An 18,638-nucleotide genomic window follows, 5' to 3' on the forward strand; every position below is an offset into this window, starting at 1 on the left:
ATTGAATCAATAACTCACGATCAAGAACGACACATAGCCACGTACCGTGGCGACGCATAATCTTTCGCTTTGTGCAGAACACGACGCATCAACTCACTGGTTTACCAGTGATCGCTTGTGCCTATAACTACTTGAGTGTTCTGATTCCTTAATGCAGCGAGTCAAGCCTGGCACGTACCCAATCGAAACCAATATGTTCTTGCTCTAAGCGCAGGCTTTCGCGGATACGATTATCCCGCAGATCGTTATACAAATCATGTTCTTCCCGGGTAAGCCTGTGTAGATCGATACGCTGCGGCTTATCCTCGACACCCCACAGTTTAGAATAGGCATGCAAGGTGGCTCGATCCATCAATAGTGATGTGACGTGAGGAAAGTACTTTCGCAGCTGATCCAGGATGGCAAAGCCGTGAGTATCGATATCCCCCCAGTAGTAGACTTCGCATCGCTCAAGAAGCCAATGTACCTTAGCCAGAGCCTCCCAACCATATCCTGATCCAAAAACAATGATTGAATCGGGAACATGCGGGAAAGCCAGAAAATTGGTTTCATTCTCCGTGATGAACACCCTTCGAACATCCAGCTTCAAATGACTAAAGCTATCAGCATCCAACGTGATATCCGGGTAAGAGATACCCTGCAACACCTGGATGTCCGAATCCAGAATCCGAAAACGAATGCGTACCGGTTTCTCCAGAAAACCATATCGAACAGAAAATCGACTCATCCCGGTTTTTGTCAAATCAACACAGTCAGCGGGCAAACTCAAATCAAGCAACTCAGCTAATACTGAGCGATGTGATTCAAGGAATTTGCTATGAACACCGGGTATATCAACCTGGCGCAGATAAATACCAGGACGTGGATGCACCTTAAGCCATTCCACTACAGACAATAGCTTTGGCCATTCTTCCGCCAGCCCAAGGGCCTGGAATGGACGCTTATTGAACCAGGGTAAAAGCGCAGGGTGTTCGCGTCGGGTTACCTCCAGCATGGCTGAAAACCGTTCCCAATCTCGCCGCTTTCCAATCCAGCGAATAGCGTCATCTCGCGAATCAATCCAGGCACTGACAGGTAAACGCTGCATTCCTTGTACGCGGTGACGTACCTCTTGCCATTCGATACGGAAAGGAAAGCCTGCGACCAGTTCCGATACCCAAGCGCGCACGACCTCGAAACGGTCAGTAATATCGGCTGAACCAGGACCCTTGATCGTCAGTTTCAAGGGAAATAACAATTGACTGTTGACTGCTTCGCGGAGCAGTTCGGCTCGCTCCCAGAATCTTTCCAGCTGTCTCTTCAGGTCCCTGGGCGTAGTCCACATTAGAGCGTTTTTCTTCTAGTTGGAATCGTGGGGATTCTCCTGTGAGTTAAAATAAGAGAGGATAGGGGTGGAGGTGAGAGATGCCGAAAGCTTATTCTGAGGATTTGCGCCGCCGGGTTGTGGCGGACACGGACAAGGGTCTGAGTATCAGGGCTGTGGCCGATAAATATTCAGTCAGCCCGTCATTTGTATCGAAGATAACCTGCCTGTGGAAACAGGAAGGGAGCGTTTCCCCGCGTAGGATCGGGGGCTATCGGCGTCATGCGCTGGAAGCCCATGCTGCTGAAGTCAGAGGCAAGCTTCTGGAGGACAAGGGCATAACGCTTGCGCAGTTGCGCGATTGGATTGAAGAGGCTTTGGGGGTTCGTGTTCACGTTTCCTCGGTTGACCGGTTTATCCGCTCGCTGGGATACAGTTATAAAAAAAACACTGCGGGCCAGCGAACAAGAACGTGCTGACGTGGCAGCGGCAAGGCTCGTCTAACAGGACTGGCAAAAGACCTGCGACTGCGCGCGCCTGATCTTTCTCGATGAAACGGGAGTAAGCACAGACATGACGAGGCGGCATGGCCGCTGCCCTGTGGGAGAGCGATGCTATGACCATGCTCCCGGCGGTCACTGGAAAACCATGACTTTCGTTGCCGGACTGCATCTTGATGGTCTGCTTGCGCCGTGGTGTCTGGATGCTCCCATGAACGGCGCAGCTTTCCTGGCTTATGTGGAAACCCAGCTTTGCCCTGCACTCAAGCCAGGTGATATCGTCATCTGCGACAACCTGAGCAGCCACAAGGTTGCCGGCGTCCGGGAGATGATCAAGGACAAAGGCGCAGAAATCCTTTATCTGCCGCCTTATTCTCCCGACCTCAACCCCATTGAGCAGGTCTTCTCCAAAATCAAAACCCTCCTGCGTAAAGCCGCCGAACGATCCTTTGATGCTCTCTGGGCCGCCATCGGGCGCATCATTGAAACCATCCAGCCCCAGGAATGCCGCAACTACTTCGCTAACTCCGGCTATGTGTCTAACTAAACGAGAAATGCTCTAGTGATTCCCACTTTCTGCGGATGGCTGAATCAGGGCAGCTTTTTGGGTTCGATATTCTTCGATGGAAAGGTTACGTAGTTTGGAAGCCCTGCCTCCTTCGTTGTGTACGAAGCCAACGCTGGAAACAAAAGGTTCGATGATGTGGATCTTTTGCAGCGGCGTCACAATAAGCAATTGCAGATTGAGTTGCCGGAACAGCTTCAACCCATACTGTGCTGACTCATCAGACCCGCGGCCAAATGCCTCGTCGATCACAACGAAGCGAAAAGAGCGCGAGCGTACCGCACCCCATTCCAGCCCGAACTGATACGCCAAACTGGCAGCCAGGATGGTGTAGGCCAGCTTTTCTTTCTGCCCGCCCGACTTGCCGCCAGAATCAGAATAGTGCTCGTGCTCACTATTGTCCTCGCGCCAACGCTCACTGGCAGCGAAAAGAAACCAGTTACGCACATCAGTGACCTTGGCAGTCCAGCGACGATCCTGCTCCGACAATCCTTCACGTCCACGAAAGCGGTCAATGATGGCTTTGACCTGCAGAAACTTCGTCTCGGAATACTGGGCATCCTCCGAGCCAGTTACAGCGCCTGCGGTACACGCGCGCAGCTCCATCTGAAAGTCTCTGATCTCCGCATCCGGGCTGGGCTGAGATTCCAGCACAATGTAGCGTCCCTGGTTGTAATCGATCCCTCCCAGCGATTTGTTGATGTGCGCAATGCGTTCCCTGATGGTTTCGCGTTCGCGCGCCAGTTGGGCGCTGAAGTTGGCGATCTCGTTGATAGTGTTGACGTTCAGCAGTTCCTTGAAGCGGGTGACGAAACGCGGCAAGTCATCCCGATTCAACTGCGCCAGCAGGTTCTCGTACTCGAAGGCGGCTTCGAGGCTGGCATCCATCTCGGCAGTTTCCAGCTTGTATGTCTCTTTGAAGGAGACCATGGCTTTTATGATTCTGGCTGCCAGATTGCGGATTTTGTCATCCACACCATCAATCTTGTGCTGCAACCAGGCGCGCACATCCTGCTCACGGTTGTCGCAGGACTCCACGGTCAGTTGATGTTCGCCAAGCGCCTCGGCACGCATGGCTTCCAGCTTCTCTGCCAATGCCTCATCCACGACAACGCCAGCCAGCAATGCTTCTGTTTGCTGGCGGAGTTCCCGCGCATCTGAATGCTTTTGCTCCTCCCTGGCACGCCTGTCACGCACATCCTGCAGTTTTTCACTCGTTTCCTTGTGTGTCTTTTGCAGTGTGCGAAGGCTTTCGTTCAACTGCTTGAGGACATCCGACGCCGACTCCAGCCGGATCCTCTCGTCAGTAAGTTGCGCGATTTCGGTGGTGATGCTGGCCCAATCTAATTCATCGAAAGAGGTGAATTCTTCGAGGCGCGTCAATGCATCGAGACGATTCGCGAGCCCATCGCGCTCCTTCTGAATGTCCCCAATCTGGCTGGCAACCTCAGCCAGCCGTGTTTCCAGCTGGCGACGTTTGACCTCCAGCGCGGCGATCTTGGCACTGTTGCTCCAACCCAGCACATAGCGGCTGCGATCATCGATACGGTGACGATCATCCTTTTCGTGCCGACCACTGGGATCCTTGATCTGGCCTGCGTGGGTGATAGCACGTGTCTCCCGGCGGAACTGCTCTTGCGTGGCGCAGCAGGCCACGTCGAAACGTACGCTCAACTAGTCATAGTTCGGAGAATCAGGCTTGATCGCCAGCTTGCGGACCAGTGAATCGCGGTGAAGGTCCGGCAAATCGTTGGTCCGGCGCGCCCTCACATGAAAGTACACCAGGCGACCACGCAGATGGGCGCTGTCTACCCACTCTGCCACGGCCTTGTAATGTGCATCGGGCACCAGCAAGGCCAGGCCGAAGCCGCGCAACAGGCGTTCGGCCGCACCTTCCCAATCACGCTCATCATCGCGAACCTGGATCAACTCACCGGCGAACGACATATCATCCACGTTCAAACCCAGTGCAGTGCACATCGCGGCACGTATCTGGATCTGCTGATCGTCGATATTGCTGCGGCGGCGCTTGAGACTGTCGATTTCTACGCTTTGCTGCTCGTGTTCCAGCCTGCCCTGACGAAACATGAATTCGTATTCAGACTTCTGATTCTCCAGCTCACTATCACGATTGCGCGTTTCCTCACGCCATATTTGATACTTGCCCCGCTGTGCAGCAAAGCTGGCAACATCCACCGCCGCTGACTCGCCCAACACCGTGGCCAACTCTGCGTAGCGCCCGGCCTTGGCCTTGCGTGTATCGCGAAGCTGTTCTTTTTTGCGGATTTCTGTGGCAAGGCGTTCCAGACGGTTACCACCGTTGTCATTGATGGCCTGTTTCAGCTCATCGATCTGATAACTCTGTTCCTCACAAACGGCGTCGAACCGTTGTACCTGAGCATCCAAGCGCTCCAGCTCTTCGGCCAGCAAACCCAGCCGCTTGTCGATTAGGCCCAACTTCAAACCGGCGAAATGAGCTCGAAGGCTTTCCCTGCACCTGCGCAAACCTTCGACTTCAGTCATCAGGGCGCTATGGCGACTGCAATCGGCAACCAAAGGGGTCAGTAATTCAACCTGCTGCCGGGCTTTCAGCACGGTCTGATGAGCCCGGTTGAGATCGTCAAAATGCCCAATCAATGCCTGAATACGTGGTGCTACCTCGAAAGGTTCCAGCATATGGCTGCGCACGAAATCGGTCAGGTTGCCTACCGACTTCATCGACACCGTCTGATGAAACAGCTCCAGCGCCTGATCGTTCTCGATGCCAAAGCGGCGGCGGAACCATGCCGCATAAGGCGGAAACGTGTCATGCATCTCCGCGCCCAGTGTCCGCAACCGCTTCTTCAACTGATTGATATCTGAGCCGAAGCTGGCAAAATCCGAGACGATCGACAACCCGCGTTCAGCACCCAAAAAGAAGCGTGCCGGTTGCCCCTGTGCTTCCTTCATCCAGAAAACCTGGGCCAGCGATACGGTCTGGTCGTAACCAGCGTTATGGAATATACCCAGAATCACCGAATAACTATTCTGGTCACGCAAACTTACCGGTCTGGCCGCTCCCGTGACTTCGTTCCGCTCGGATTTATAATGGCCAAGCACGTAGGATCGCAGTGTCCGTTCCTTGGTGTCCGCGCCCGCAGCCTTGTTGTAGGCAATACGGTTGGCGGGCACCAGTAAGGTGGTAATGGCATCGACCAGGGTAGATTTACCTGAGCCAATGTCGCCTGTAAGCAGACCGTTCTTGCCATCTAATTGCAGCGTCCACACCCGGCTGTCGAAAGTACCCCAGTTGAAGACTTCCAGCCGTGTCAGGCGAAAACCCGACAATGTATCGTCAGCGCAGAAGTTCAGGCCCAGGGTTTGCATATCATTCATTGCCTGATTCCTCCCTGGCATGCTTAACACCCGCCAGTTGTAACTGGTATGTGGCCAGTCTCGCATCGAATTCGGCCAGCCATTGTGCATCGACAAAAGTCTTCAGAATGCGCCGTACCTCGTAACTAAACGGGCCTGCCGCAGTACTGCCGGCCGGCTTGAGCTTATGCAGAAACCCCAGCTCCACCACCTTGTTGATCGTACCCTCAATCTGGTCGATCAACTTTGCTTCATTCGGTCCATCAGGCAGAAAGACTCGCGCCAGTTCCACGATATCATCGCGGCTGAGCACCAGTCGGGTATCGCTACCGCCAGCATCGAACTCAGCCAGTTTCTTGCGCAGTAGCGCCAGCAGCAAACTTACGGGATAAGACAACGGCCGACGTGCCACCAGACGCGGCAAACGAGGTGCGGGATCATCATCCGCCGGCTCCGGCCGACTTTTGAGAAAGGCATAACCTTCTGCCTCATCGAGTACCAGATCCAGATTCAGTACCGCCACATAGTCACGCACCCGCGCTTGCAGATTCAGTAGCGCCGCCCACTGGCGTTCATCGTCGTCACGGTACAGTACGCTCTTGAGCAAGTTAATCAGCAACACTGACAAATCAGCAGCAGGTGCAGCAATATGCGATTCTTCGGCACTTGAAAGTCGCTCTTCCATTCCTTACTCCAGGCTGTTGTGCTCAGTGCATGAAGATCACACGCGGCAGTCGCGCGCTTCGGACGACTTCCTGTCCATCGGTTGCCGATACCTGCCAACAGATGGATTCAACAGTGTTCTCATCCACCACGGTACTGAAGGCTTCACTGCCCAGTTGCAGGTAGACCACCAATTCCGCCAAACCGTGTTGTAACGGCCGGGCTGTCACCAGCTCACTCAACGTGACCTGCGCTTTGTCCTGCAAAGCGTGGCGGATGTGCCGGATCAGGTGGGTCTTGTCTACCACCACCTGATCAAACAGCGCTTGCGCATCAATGTCCTCTTCGCCTGCTTGTAATGCCAGATCGGCAATGACCGGCTTCACCACCGGCGTGAACAAGGGGCGTTCCATCGCCAGCTCGATGTCGGCTTGCGCCTCAGCCATTTCGATGACATTGCCTATTGGCGGTGACTCGCGCAGGGCAAGCGCCTTGCTTTCGATGCCATGCAGGATGTCCATGATGCGCCGGTTTTCCAGCCAGGCTTGGTCGTCGAGAAAGCGTCGCAGCTGCTGCGACAAGGCAGCGATTGTGCGTTGAGTGTGCTCGCCAGCCTCCATCCAGTCATAGTGCACGCGGCGCATCCGGCTATCTGGCTGCAGGTCGTTCACGGCGGGCAGAGCCAGCACACGATCAAGCGATTCGGTCAGTTCTTCCTGACGGCGACTCGAAAGCAGGAAATCCCAGAAGGCCCGGAAACTCTTCCCCTGATCAGAATCAGCAATCGCATCGCGCTCGCCCATGATGTCCTCGAGCAGTGTGCCTTTGCTGCCTTCCCAAAGTGCAATACGCTCGCGTACACGCCGGTCGAGCTGGCGGAAATTGTGCTCTACCTCGCGGAAGTCGGTAAGCAGTTCGCGCGCCCCCTGCATGAACTGCTGGAAACGGTCCTTTAATGCCGTGTCATCCAGCAACGGCAATCGCCAGACAGTACACGTGCAATCTCTGCATCGATATCGTCACGTTTCTTGTGCAGCTCGGCAATGCGCCTGGCCGGGTCCGCCTCGCTGCCCTCGCTCATCTGTTTGAGAAGGTCAAACAGCATGAGCAGGCGTGACTCGGTACCAACGAATTGCCGCTCGGAGAGTTGCGCCAGCCAGGCGATAGCTTTCTCGGTGGCCGGAGTTAAATCGAACTGCGCCTCGTCCGTACCGGGGCGGTAGAACTTACGCAGCCAACCCTTGTCCGGCGCAGCCCAATCGTTCAGATAATCCAACGCTGGCTTAGGAAAAGCGGTTTCACCTTTCTCACCCATTTGCAGCCGCAGGGCATACAACTCATCTTCCAGCGCCTCGGACAAATCCGAGGCCGCCATGACTCGTACATTGGGCACCACGAAAACCCGGTGGAGAAAACTCGCCACCAGCGGAGCATGGTCGGAACGCAGCAACCGCCATGCCGGATGGTGAATGCGCAGAACCTCGAGGGTGGCAAAGTCGATGGACATCAGTTACCCATCTTCAAGGAAGATACGCTCGTGTCGCTCTGCAGGTAAAAGCCCGTGGCGGCCGCGACACCTGATCAGAGGCTCCCTCAATCCCAGCTCAATACGCCTCCCGTCTGATACTCGATCACACGCGTTTCAAAGAAATTCTTTTCTTTCTTCAGATCGATCATTTCCGACATCCATGGGAAAGGGTTACCCGCTTCGGGGAACAATGGATCGAGGCCGATCTGATGGCTGCGACGATTGATAATGAAACGCAGATATTCCTTGAACATCGGCGCATTCAAACCGAGCACGCCGCGCGGCATGGTGTCTTCCGCATAACGATATTCCAGCTCGACTGCCTTGCGCATCAGGGTACTGATTTCCTCGCGGAATTCCCGGGTCCACAGATGCGGGTTTTCAAGTTTTATCTGGTTGATGACATCGATGCCGAAGTTGCAATGCATGGATTCATCACGCAGGATGTACTGGTATTGCTCGGCCGCCCCGGTCATCTTGTTCTGCCGGCCGAGTGCCAGAATCTGTACAAAACCGACATAGAAAAACAGCCCTTCCATGATGCAGGCAAACACGATCAGGCTTTTCAGCAATTGCTGGTCGGTTTCCAGTGTGCCTGTCCGGAATGAAGGATCGGTGAGTGTGTCGATAAAAGGAATCAGGAACTCATCTTTGTCACGTATCGACCCGATTTCATGATAGGCATTAAAAATTTCACCTTCATCCAGGCCGATTGATTCGACGATGTACTGATAGGCGTGCGTGTGGATGGCTTCCTCGAACGCCTGTCGCAACAAATACTGGCGGCATTCAGGGTTGGTAATGTGCCGATAGGTCCCCAGCACGATATTGTTGGCTGCCAGTGAATCGGCCGTGACGAAAAAGCCGAGGTTGCGTTTGACGATACGGCGTTCATCCTCGGTCAACCCATTGGGATCTTTCCAGAGAGCGATATCCCGCGTCATGTTGATTTCCTGCGGCATCCAGTGATTGGCACAGGCAGATAAATATTTTTCCCACGCCCATTTGTACTTGAACGGCACCAGCTGATTGACATCCGCCTTGCAGTTGATGATGCGCTTGTCTTCCACGGATACCCGACGATGATCCTCTGCCGGTATTTCCTCGTCCGGCACCTGCCGCTCAGCAATCATTTTGTTGGCCATCCCTGCTTGTGCGCTCGTGCCTGCCAGGATATTGCCCGGCTGAAATACTTCATCTTCAAAAGTCAGCATGATGTTGCTCCTTGGGTTCTGGTGGTGGATTGTTCGATACTTACTGGCATGCTTCACATTCCGGATTGTCGATTGCACACTGCTGCGGGGCTGAATGAGCCAGATTGCCCGCATGCGCTTCGTGCTGCGCGGGAACTGCATTCAAGGTACCGGTATGAACCGTCGATTTTTCGGCAGTGGTTGCCCCCAGCGCGCGCAGATAATAGGTCGTCTTGAGTCCGCGCAACCAGGCAAGCCGGTACAGCTCATCCATTTTTTTGCCGGAAGCACCTGCCATGTAAAGATTGAGCGATTGCGCCTGGTCGATCCATTTCTGCCTTCTGGATGCTGCTTCGACCAGCCATCGAGGATCAACTTCGAACGCCGTAGCGTACAGGTTGCGCAAATTCTCCGGCACCCGGTCAATCTTGCTGACCGCTCCATCGTAATGCTTGAGATCGGCGATCATGACTTCATCCCACAAATCCTGCTTTTTCAGATCATTTACCAGCCACTGGTTGACGACCGTAAACTCTCCGGAAAGATTGGATTTGACATACAGATTCTGATAAGTGGGTTCGATACTGGCGGAAACACCGATGATGTTGGAGATCGTCGCAGTCGGTGCAATCGCCAGGCAGTTGGAATTACGCATGCCGTACTGTCTGATCCGGTCACGCAGAGCATCCCAGTCCTGCGTGGATGAGGTATCGATTTCCACATGGCCGCCGCGCTCCTCACGCAACAACTCCAGCGTATCCTGCGGCAGAATGCCACGATCCCACAAACTACCCCGGTAAGTGGCATAGGTGCCACGCTCTTCAGCCAGTTCAGTGGAAGCCCAGTAGGTATGGTATGCAACTGCTTCCATCGACCTGTCGGCAAATTCGACTGCTTCCGGGGAGGCATAGGAAATGCCCAGCTTATGCAGACAATCCTGGAAACCCATGATCCCCAGCCCGACCGGGCGATGCCGGAAATTGGCATTGCGCGCTTTTGCCACCGCGTAAAAATTGATGTCGATCACATTATCCAGCATGCGCATCGCTGTCGTAACCGTCTGTTTGAGCCTGGCCTGATCCAGTTTGCCATCGACGATATGAGCCAGCAGGTTGACCGACCCCAGATTGCATACGGCAATTTCCTTTTCGCTGGTATTCAGCGTAATCTCAGTACACAAATTGGAGCTGTGCACGACGCCGACATGATTCTGCGGTGAACGTATATTGCAGGGATCCTTGAACGTAATCCACGGATGCCCGGTTTCAAACAGCATGGTCAGCATCTTGCGCCACAATTGCCGGGCCGGGATACGCTTGAACAGGGTCAGCCTGCCTTGTGCCGCCTGCTCTTCATAGGCGATATAGGCTTCTTCAAATGCTCTGCCGAATTTGTCATGCAGATCCGGCGTATCGGAAGGTGAAAACAGCGTCCATTCCTGATCTTCCTGCATACGCTTCATGAACAGATCCGGCACCCAGACGGCAGTATTCATGTCATGCGTTCGCCTCCGGTCATCCCCGGTGTTTTTACGCAATTCCAGAAATTCCTCGATATCGAGATGCCAGGTTTCCAGATAGGCACAAACCGCTCCCTTGCGCTTGCCGCCCTGATTGACTGCCACTGCTGTATCCGATACCACTTTGAGAAAAGGCACCACCCCTTGCGACTTGCCATTGGTTCCCTTGATACGTGCGCCCATTGCTCTGACCGGCGTCCAATCGTTACCCAGTCCGCCCGCAAACTTCGATAGCAGCGCGTTTTCCTTGATGGCTTCATAGATACCATCGAGACTGTCTGGCACAGTGCTCAGATAGCATGAGGACAATTGCGAGCGCCGTGTACCCGAATTGAACAGGGTGGGTGTCGAGCTCATGAAATCGAACTTGGACAGCAGGTGATAAAACTCGATGGCGCGGGCCTCACGATCGATTTCGTTCAGCGCCAATCCCATGGCAACACGCATGAAGAATATTTGCGGCAGTTCGATACGCCGTTCGGAAACATGCAAGAAATAGCGGTCATACAAGGTCTGCAGGCCAAGGTAACCAAACTGCAGATCACGATCAGCAGCCAGCGCTTCTGATAACCGTGCCAGGTCAAACTGTCCCAAACGTTCATCCAGCAACCCGGCCTCGATCCCTTTCCGGACAAACTCCGGGAAATATTCGGCATAACGCGATTGCATGGCCTCATGGGCAACTTCTTCACCCAGGACTTCATAACGGATGTTATCCAGCAAAAGCCGTGCTGTCACAAAACTGTAAGCCGGCTCTTTCTCGATCAGCGCACGGGCAGACAGGATGGCAGATTTTCTGACTTCCTCGGCAGGCACACCATCGTACAAATCCTTGAGCATCGATTTGACGATCAGCCCGGCATCGACCGTATTCCCCAGATTCTGGCAGGCTGATTCGATACGAGCCATCAGCCGAGCCGGATCGAGCGGAATCCTTTGCCCGTTTTCCACGACGTGCAACACAGCCACCTGAACGGAAGCCGGCTGGGCTGATTGCTGCCTGGCCCGTTCACGCGCCCGCTCTTCCCGGTACAGCACATACGCACGAGCGATATCATGGTCACCCGAGCGCATCAGTGCCAGCTCGACCTGATCCTGAATATCCTCGATGTGAAACGTACCACCTTCCGGCCGGCGGCGAGTCAGAGCATGCACGACTTCTCCGGTCAGTTGCGCCACGATCTCACGCATGCTGGAAGAAGCAGCACTCTGCCCGCCTCTTACGGCAATGAACGCCTTGGTCAGCGCGATGGAAATCTTGCCCGGCTCAAATGCCACCACGGCACCATTGCGGCGAATGATCTTATACTGGGAATAATTCTGCCGGGTTGCCGGCAAATCGGTCATCTCTTCCAGAAAATTTTTCTGGTGGGCGGAGGAAGAGGAAGGAAGGTCTGTGGCAAGCTGCATGGTCAAATTCTCCTGTGCGATCTGACGGTACTGCTGATCGAAAAATGGTCGAAAATCAAGTAGCTGGAAAGGAAATGGCTGAACACTGCTGGATACCCTATAACACAATATATTGTGTCTGACAGGATGGAACAATGGTACCTGTTGTGAAATGCTGTTGTCAACAGCAGACAGAATTTTGTCATGATGCTAGGGTTTCCGGAAGGAGTTCCCTATAATCAGAATATCGCTATCCGGGAAGGTTCGTTATGCACCCAAGTCAATGGAAGCTGCTTTCGAGCAGACGCTTTTTACCCTTTTTCGTTACCCAGTTTCTGGGTGCATTCAATGACAATGTTTTCAAGAATGCGCTGGTCATTCTGATTACCTACACCACCATGGACAACGCGGGCCTGAGCCCGCAGATCATGGTCACGCTGGCGGCCGGTATTTTCATCCTGCCGTTTTTCATCTTTTCCGCTACTGCCGGCCAACTGGCGGATAAATGGGATAAGGCACGGCTGATCCGCCACGTCAAATTCGTCGAAATCATTCTGATGGGAGGCGCGGCGGCGGGGTTTTATCTGGATAGCGTCATACTGCTCATGATGATTCTGTTTCTGATGGGCGCCCAGTCCGCTTTCTTCGGGCCATTGAAATACAGCATCCTGCCGGACCAGTTGCGTGAAGATGAGCTGATCGGCGGCAATGCACTGGTCAGTGCCGGAACATTCATTGCCATTCTGCTGGGGACGATCATAGGCGGGTTGCTCATTCTGGCCGAGCAGGGAGGGGTGATCGTATCCGGCATAACGATCGGAATAGCGCTGGCCGGCTGGCTATCCAGTCTGTTCATTCCCCCGGTCCGCCCAGCGGCGGCAGATACGATCGTGAACTGGCATGTGCTTGAAGAAACACGCGCCATCGTCCATCAGGCACGTGAGAACATCACGGTGTTTCACGCCATTCTCGGGGTATCGTGGTTCTGGCTGTTTGGCGCCACATTTCTGTCGCAATTTCCCACCTTCGCCAAAGAGATCATCGGTGGAAATGAACAGGTGGTTACGCTGTTCCTGACGCTCTTTTCGGTGGGAATCGGTATTGGTGCGCTGCTGTGCGACAAACTGCTCAAGGGTGAAGTGGCTGCAACTTATGTTCCTTTAGGCGTACTGGGCATGACTATCTTCACCGTCGATCTGTATTTTGCCAGTACGTCACTCGACCCTGCAGCAGGGGGGGCGCTCATCGGCGTGCTGAATTTCCTGGAATCATTCGCCCACTGGCGCATTTTGCTGGATCTGCTGGCCATCTCGATCTGCGGCGGCCTCTACATCGTGCCGCTCTATGCCATCGTGCAAAACTATACGAAACCTTCCCACCGTTCGCGCGCCATTGCCGCCAACAACATCATGAATGCCCTGTTCATGGTGGTTTCCGCAGCGGGTATCAGCGTAATGCTGGCATTGGATTTCACCGTTTCCGAAGTTTTTCTCACCCTCGCTCTGTTAAATGGCCTGGTTGCAGTGTATATCGCGGGACTGTTGCCGTATGAACTGGCCAGATCCATTCTGCAGTGGGGATTCCATACGTTCTATCGCCTGAAAATCAAAGGGCTGGAACATTATCGGCAGGCAGGAGAAAAAGTGCTGATCGTCGCCAATCACCTGTCATTCCTGGATGCCGCACTGCTGAGCGTATGCTTCCCCGAACGCCTGTGCTTCGCCATCAACACCAGTATTGCCCGCAAATGGTGGGTGCGGCCCTTCCTGTTTCTGGCGGATACCATTGCGCTTGACCCGACCAATCCTCTGTCCACCCGTCTGCTGATCGATCGCGTCAGAAACGGTGACAGGGTGGTGATTTTCCCTGAAGGCCGGCTGACATTGACCGGGTCACTCATGAAAATCTACGAAGGCCCGGCCATGATCGCGGATAAGGCCGGAGCAAAACTGTTGCCGGTAAGCCTTTCAGGCCCGCAACACACGCTCTTCTCCAGACTGAAAGGGAAGGTGAGGATACACTGGTTCCCGCGGATCACCGTAACCGTCATGCCGCCGGAAAGCTTCGATCTGCCGGATTCGATCCGTGGCAAACGCCGTCGCCGCGCTGCCGGCCTGAAACTGTACGACATCATGACCACAACGATTTTTCAGAGCAATGTCCTGCGGCAAACTCTGTTTCAGTCACTGCTCGATGCTGCGGCCACACACGGCAGAAAGCACGCCATCGCGGAAGATGTCGAACGCAATCCACTGAATTATTCTCAACTGATCACACGCAGCTTCATCCTGGGTATTGTTCTGCGCCGCCATACCCACACGCAGGAAAACGTGGGAATCATGCTGCCCAACATGGTGAACAGCGTGATCAGTTTTTTTGCCTTGCAGGCTTTCGGACGTGTACCTGCCCTCCTGAATTTTTCGGTCAGCCCCAGAAATCTCATGACAGCCTGCCAGGTAGCACAGATCCGGACCATCATCACTGCACGCAGATTCATCGAAGCCGCCAAACTGACCGGACTGGCCGACAGTCTGAAAGCACAGCAGATTACACTGATCTATCTGGAAGATCTGAAACATCAGGTGCACTGGTGGCACAAACTGGCAGGGCTGGTAGCAAGCCTGCTGCCGGGAATCAGTTATCGCTATACCCATTCCCGGCGTAATCCGGATGCACCGGCAGTCGTCCTGTTTACTTCCGGATCGGAAGACGTACCCAAAGGCGTGGTGCTCAGCCATACCAACCTGCAGGCCAATCGTTTCCAGGTATCCGCCCGGATCGATTTCGGCCCGACTGACCTGGTATTCAATGCACTGCCCCTCTTCCATTCCTTTGGATTGACAGGCGGCATGCTGCTGCCGGTACTGTCCGGTATGCGGGTCTTTCTGTACCCGTCTCCCCTGCATTACCGCGTCATTCCCGAACTGATCTACGACACCAATGCAACCTTGCTGTTCGGTACTGATACTTTCCTCGCCGGTTATGCACGCCATGCCAACGCCTACGATTTTTACAGCGTTCGTTACGCATTTGCCGGCGCCGAAAAATTGCGGGAAAGCACACGCAGACTGTGGTCGGAGAATTTTGGTGTGCGCATCTTCGAAGGTTATGGCACAACTGAAACTGCTCCGATCCTCAGTTTGAACACCCCCATGCACAACCATCCCGGATCAGTCGGCCGCCTGCTACCCGGCATTTCCAGCAAACTGGAACCTGTTCCGGGAATCACGCAAGGGGGCAAACTACTGGTATCCGGCCCGAATGTAATGCTGGGCTACTATCTGGCAGCCAACCCCGGGATGGTCATACCCCCTGTCGAGGGCTGGCATGATACTGGCGACATTGTTGAAATCAACGAAGAAGGCTACGTTTTCATCAAAGGGCGCGCCAAGCGGTTTGCCAAAATAGGCGGGGAAATGATTTCACTGCCGGCCATAGAAGAATCGATCCATCAGCTGTGGCCAGACTACAGCCATGCTGTCATTCAGATTCCCGATGCCAGAAAAGGCGAACAGCTCGTTCTGATCACAACCCGCCAACCGGCGGACCGCAGCGAAATCGTTGCTTATTTCAACCAGAATGGCCTGGGAGAACTGGGAATACCGAAGAGCATCCTGTACATCGACAAGCTACCGCTGCTCGCTACCGGAAAAACCGACTACGTATCACTGCACGAATGGGTGCTGCAACAACCCGATCTGTGATTGCATTTAAGAAGCGGCATACAGGTGCGCTATCCGCCTTGCTACCTTGGGTAAATTGAGAGCGCTGTCTTTTTGTCAAATCAATGAGGCGGTCGAGAGGCCTGGTCATGGGCCCTAACGCCGAAAGTTAGGCGCCACCCTACACTCGCTCCCATGAAGCGACAGGCCCTGGCTGCGGATGGAACAATGGATGGCAGATCGGTAAGGCAAGATTACTCCAACGGGCATGCACGATTGGGCTGCGAGTAGCCAGTTTGTGCTGCAAGTGGTTCCATTCATGTGAAAGTTGTCCGCTATTGACTAATATGAGTTGCACTGAGCAAACCGGCCCGATTTTGGATGAATCAAAAGTATAGCCGCGCTCCGTGGCTTCTGCATGAATTGCTGCGAGATAGAAATTGATTGCGAAGTGGGGCTGAGGGTGCGCTTTGAATCGTTCCAGTTGCGGATGATTTGTGTAACCACGGGTTTCTCCGCGAAGAACTGCTTTTGCAAGCAGTGATTCACGCCACAAGGCGACAAGACCTTGAGGATCGAGATATTTGGGGTGAAGTGACCAAAGACGCATATCGGTGTTTAACGTGAAGCTAATCGGCCTGCGCGGCTTTTCGTGCAGATTCGCTCGACTGCAGGGTTATATCTCCGTGCGCTTCGCATGGACTTGCTGTATAGCCTACGTCACATAAAATGATTCGATTTTAAAGAGTTGCTCGACGGTTTTGTTTTGTTGTTTTCTGATTGCTTTGGTTTGAGCCCATTTGTGCTCAATAGGATTAAGGTCAGGTGAATACACTGGCAGATATTCAAGCGTATGTCCGGCTTGTGTGATTGCATTTTGAATATCCAGCCTCTTGTGAAAGGTCGCGTTATCCATGACCACGACTGACGCTGGCGGGAGTTTTGGCAACAGATCGTGTATCGTCCAGCCGAAAAAAGTATCTGCATCGATATTGCTTTCGAACAATCCCACCGTCAGCAGACATTTATCGATTAATGCGCCGATGACATTGACACGGCCTCTTGCGTGCCAATCACACACTCCATGACATCGCTTGCCAATGGGCGCGTACCCGTGTGTTCGTGGCATATCGTGAGCAAAACCACTTTCATCAATATAGACGATGACACGGTTTTGAGCTTGATACGCTTTAATCGTCTCCTGGAAGATGCGCCGTTCGTCTTCGTCCGCTTTGGGATGCTGCAGTGTTTTTTTTATAGCTGATGTTCATACGCCTTAGTGCGTGGCCGATACCTTTTTCGCTCACACCCAGTCGACGAGCCCGTTCGGCCTGATAGGCGTCTGGAAATTCCCGTACATCACGAGCCAGCGCAGCCATGTCGATCTTCGTTGCCGGTTTGTTACGGGTCTCCTGAGGAACAGGATTTTTTATCCAGCGTGTCACGCTGGCAATTCCTACACAAAAACGGGCTGCCGTTTGCACAATGGTGAGTCCTTCCTTCTCTCGAACTGATAAAACTTTGCGGCGAAATGAAATGGGATAAGTCATCTGTAAATTATAATCAATCTATCTGAGCTTCGCTATATGTGCTCTACTACTTTTCTCGGAAGAAGGCCGGTGTACAAGACTTTCTGTTGATCCCCGTGTGTGTCGTAGTAGATGGCGTGTGAATATTTAGGCATAACGTAAAGCTAAGGGGTGCGCCGAAGGTGCGTCCCAGCGCCCAAAGGGCGCGAACTTGAGCGCGGGGTTAGACATTTGCACTCTCCAGAAAAGTAACAATTTTACTTTGTAGTTCGGCTGGAACATTGTTCCATTTTGTATTTGACGAAAAGCATAATTCACAGCTTTGCTCTTTCGCGGCAGAAAGTATTCTTTGGAACCACCAAACAGGCGTTGCTAGTTGCGCGCGCGGCGGGGGCGGCGCGAAAAGATAATGACCTGTTTCATCCCAATGAATTTCCATAGCTTCACGATAGATGTACGGAAATGCCTTTGTTTCAGGCGCAACGTAAAGCCGACCTTCGCCATCAATGCCAATCTCGGAGATTGTGTCGCGTTCCATTCGTAATGTCTAAGAACCTGTTTACGATCTTTTTGTTATCCCTGATAATGCATGGATGAAAAGAATCGAGTATGCCAGCGATATCAGTAGAGAGAAGTTTGCCGAGATAGAGCTGCTATTGCGCAGCGTACGACGCAGGACCAAGCCCACGAAGGTGGATCTGTACGAGGTGTTCTGCGCGGTGCTGTACCTGCTGCGCACTGGTTGCCAATGGAGATTCCTACCCGGAGAGTTTCCCAAGTGGCAGAGTGTATATGCTTATTGGAGCAAGTGGAGTGAGCCCGACCAGTACGGCGTGAGCGTATTGGAGCGGGCACTCAAAAAATCAGGTTGGCGCGGTCCGAGAGAAACAGGGCGCAACGTTTGCAGCGCGCTCTTGATCATGGACGCGCAGAGCGTGAAAAACACAGACACGGCCGACCAGAAAGGTTATGACGCTGGCAAGAAGGTATCGGGTATCAAGCGCCATATCGCTGTCGATACCGTGGTTTGCCGCATGCTATTGCGGTGACGACGGCGGAAGTGACTGACCGTAAAGGTGCATTGCAAGCTCTGGAGCGCTGCAGGCTGGGCTTGGGGCAAGTACAAAGTTTGCTGTGCGATAGTGGCTATACTGGAGAACCATTCGCTGAAGGCGTGCGAGAAATTCTGGGCGAAGCTGTCACGGTGCAGATTGCCAGGCGCAGTGAACTGCATACCTTCAAAGTTATGCCCAAACGCTGGATCGTCGAGCGTAGTTTCGCCTGGCTGGAGAAGAGCAGAAGATTATGGAAAAACTGCGAGCGTAAGCTCAACACCAGCTTACAGTTCATTCATCTGGCCTTCCTGGCATTACTGCTCAAAAGATCGTAAACAGGTTCTAATTGTTTAGTCCCACTTTGTGATGGTGTATTGT

The 18,638-nt window shown here is 53.6% G+C and carries 12 protein-coding genes and 2 pseudogenes; 3 read left to right on the top strand and 11 right to left on the bottom strand.

What is annotated here, in order from left to right; all coding sequences use genetic code 11:
- Positions 1–148: 148 nt before the first annotated feature.
- A complete protein-coding gene (locus tag HRU73_RS11710) occupies positions 149–1,324 on the bottom strand; it encodes a DUF3322 domain-containing protein (protein WP_287398797.1) in 1,176 nt (391 codons plus the stop codon).
- Positions 1,325–1,404: 80 nt separating this feature from the next.
- On the opposite strand from HRU73_RS11710, the pseudogene HRU73_RS11715 reads away from it, so the two are divergent.
- Positions 1,405–2,350 (top strand): annotated as a pseudogene (locus HRU73_RS11715) (IS630 family transposase).
- A 12-nt stretch (positions 2,351–2,362) separates the two neighbouring features.
- Here the strand turns inward: HRU73_RS11715 and HRU73_RS11720 are convergent.
- The 6 genes and pseudogenes from HRU73_RS11720 to HRU73_RS11750 all read right to left on the bottom strand — a co-directional run bounded on the left by HRU73_RS11720 (position 2,363) and on the right by HRU73_RS11750 (position 12,035).
- Complete coding sequence (locus HRU73_RS11720; RefSeq protein WP_287398798.1) at positions 2,363–4,042, bottom strand: ATP-binding protein; 1,680 nt, start codon at positions 4,040–4,042, stop codon at positions 2,363–2,365.
- Positions 4,043–5,743, bottom strand: a complete 1,701-nt coding sequence (locus HRU73_RS11725; protein WP_287398799.1) for an ATP-binding protein — start codon at positions 5,741–5,743, stop codon at positions 4,043–4,045.
- Entirely contained in the window at positions 5,736–6,407 is a 672-nt protein-coding gene (locus HRU73_RS11730) for a DUF4194 domain-containing protein (protein ID WP_287398800.1), read from the bottom strand. The genes HRU73_RS11725 and HRU73_RS11730 overlap by 8 nt, the downstream gene beginning before the upstream one ends.
- Positions 6,408–6,429: 22 nt before the next feature.
- Positions 6,430–7,892: pseudogene (locus HRU73_RS13475) on the bottom strand (DUF3375 domain-containing protein).
- Between the two features lie 86 nt (positions 7,893–7,978).
- Positions 7,979–9,127: a ribonucleotide-diphosphate reductase subunit beta gene (locus HRU73_RS11745; protein WP_287398803.1), complete on the bottom strand. Its 1,149-nt coding sequence runs from the start codon at positions 9,125–9,127 to the stop codon at positions 7,979–7,981.
- A 40-nt stretch (positions 9,128–9,167) separates the two neighbouring features.
- Positions 9,168–12,035: a ribonucleoside-diphosphate reductase subunit alpha gene (locus HRU73_RS11750; protein WP_287398804.1), complete on the bottom strand. Its 2,868-nt coding sequence runs from the start codon at positions 12,033–12,035 to the stop codon at positions 9,168–9,170.
- Positions 12,036–12,283: 248 nt separating this feature from the next.
- Here HRU73_RS11750 and HRU73_RS11755 point away from each other — a divergent pair, with 248 nt between their 5' ends.
- Positions 12,284–15,718, top strand: coding sequence for an acyl-[ACP]--phospholipid O-acyltransferase (locus HRU73_RS11755; protein ID WP_287398805.1), 3,435 nt, complete (start codon positions 12,284–12,286; stop codon positions 15,716–15,718).
- Positions 15,719–15,857: 139 nt separating this feature from the next.
- On the opposite strand, the gene HRU73_RS11760 is transcribed toward HRU73_RS11755, so the two are convergent.
- From HRU73_RS11760 to HRU73_RS11775, 4 genes are all read right to left on the bottom strand, one after another.
- The gene (locus tag HRU73_RS11760; RefSeq protein WP_287398806.1) at positions 15,858–16,286 is read right to left on the bottom strand and encodes a pyrimidine dimer DNA glycosylase/endonuclease V; all 429 of its coding nucleotides are present in this window, start codon (positions 16,284–16,286) and stop codon (positions 15,858–15,860) included.
- Between the two features lie 105 nt (positions 16,287–16,391).
- Entirely contained in the window at positions 16,392–16,934 is a 543-nt protein-coding gene (locus HRU73_RS11765; protein ID WP_353765125.1) for an IS630 family transposase, read from the bottom strand.
- Positions 16,867–17,226 carry an IS630 transposase-related protein gene (locus HRU73_RS11770; RefSeq protein ID WP_281871569.1) on the bottom strand — a complete coding sequence of 120 codons (360 nt, stop codon included), beginning with the start codon at positions 17,224–17,226 and terminating at the stop codon, positions 16,867–16,869. Before HRU73_RS11770 ends, HRU73_RS11765 begins: the two co-directional genes overlap by 68 nt.
- 202 nt (positions 17,227–17,428) lie before the next feature.
- Complete coding sequence (locus HRU73_RS11775; protein ID WP_287398807.1) at positions 17,429–17,743, bottom strand: hypothetical protein; 315 nt, start codon at positions 17,741–17,743, stop codon at positions 17,429–17,431.
- Positions 17,744–17,798: 55 nt separating this feature from the next.
- Between HRU73_RS11775 and HRU73_RS11780 the strand changes: the two genes are divergently transcribed.
- A protein-coding gene (locus HRU73_RS11780; RefSeq protein ID WP_287398808.1) for an IS5 family transposase occupies positions 17,799–18,595 on the top strand; the annotation gives its coding sequence in 2 pieces (ribosomal slippage) (positions 17,799–18,228 and positions 18,228–18,595; 798 coding nt in all).
- The last annotated feature ends 43 nt before the right edge of the window (positions 18,596–18,638 follow it).

This window comes from Nitrosomonas sp. H1_AOB3 (genome assembly GCF_015709435.1).
In the GTDB taxonomy this organism is placed as follows: domain Bacteria; phylum Pseudomonadota; class Gammaproteobacteria; order Burkholderiales; family Nitrosomonadaceae; genus Nitrosomonas; species Nitrosomonas europaea.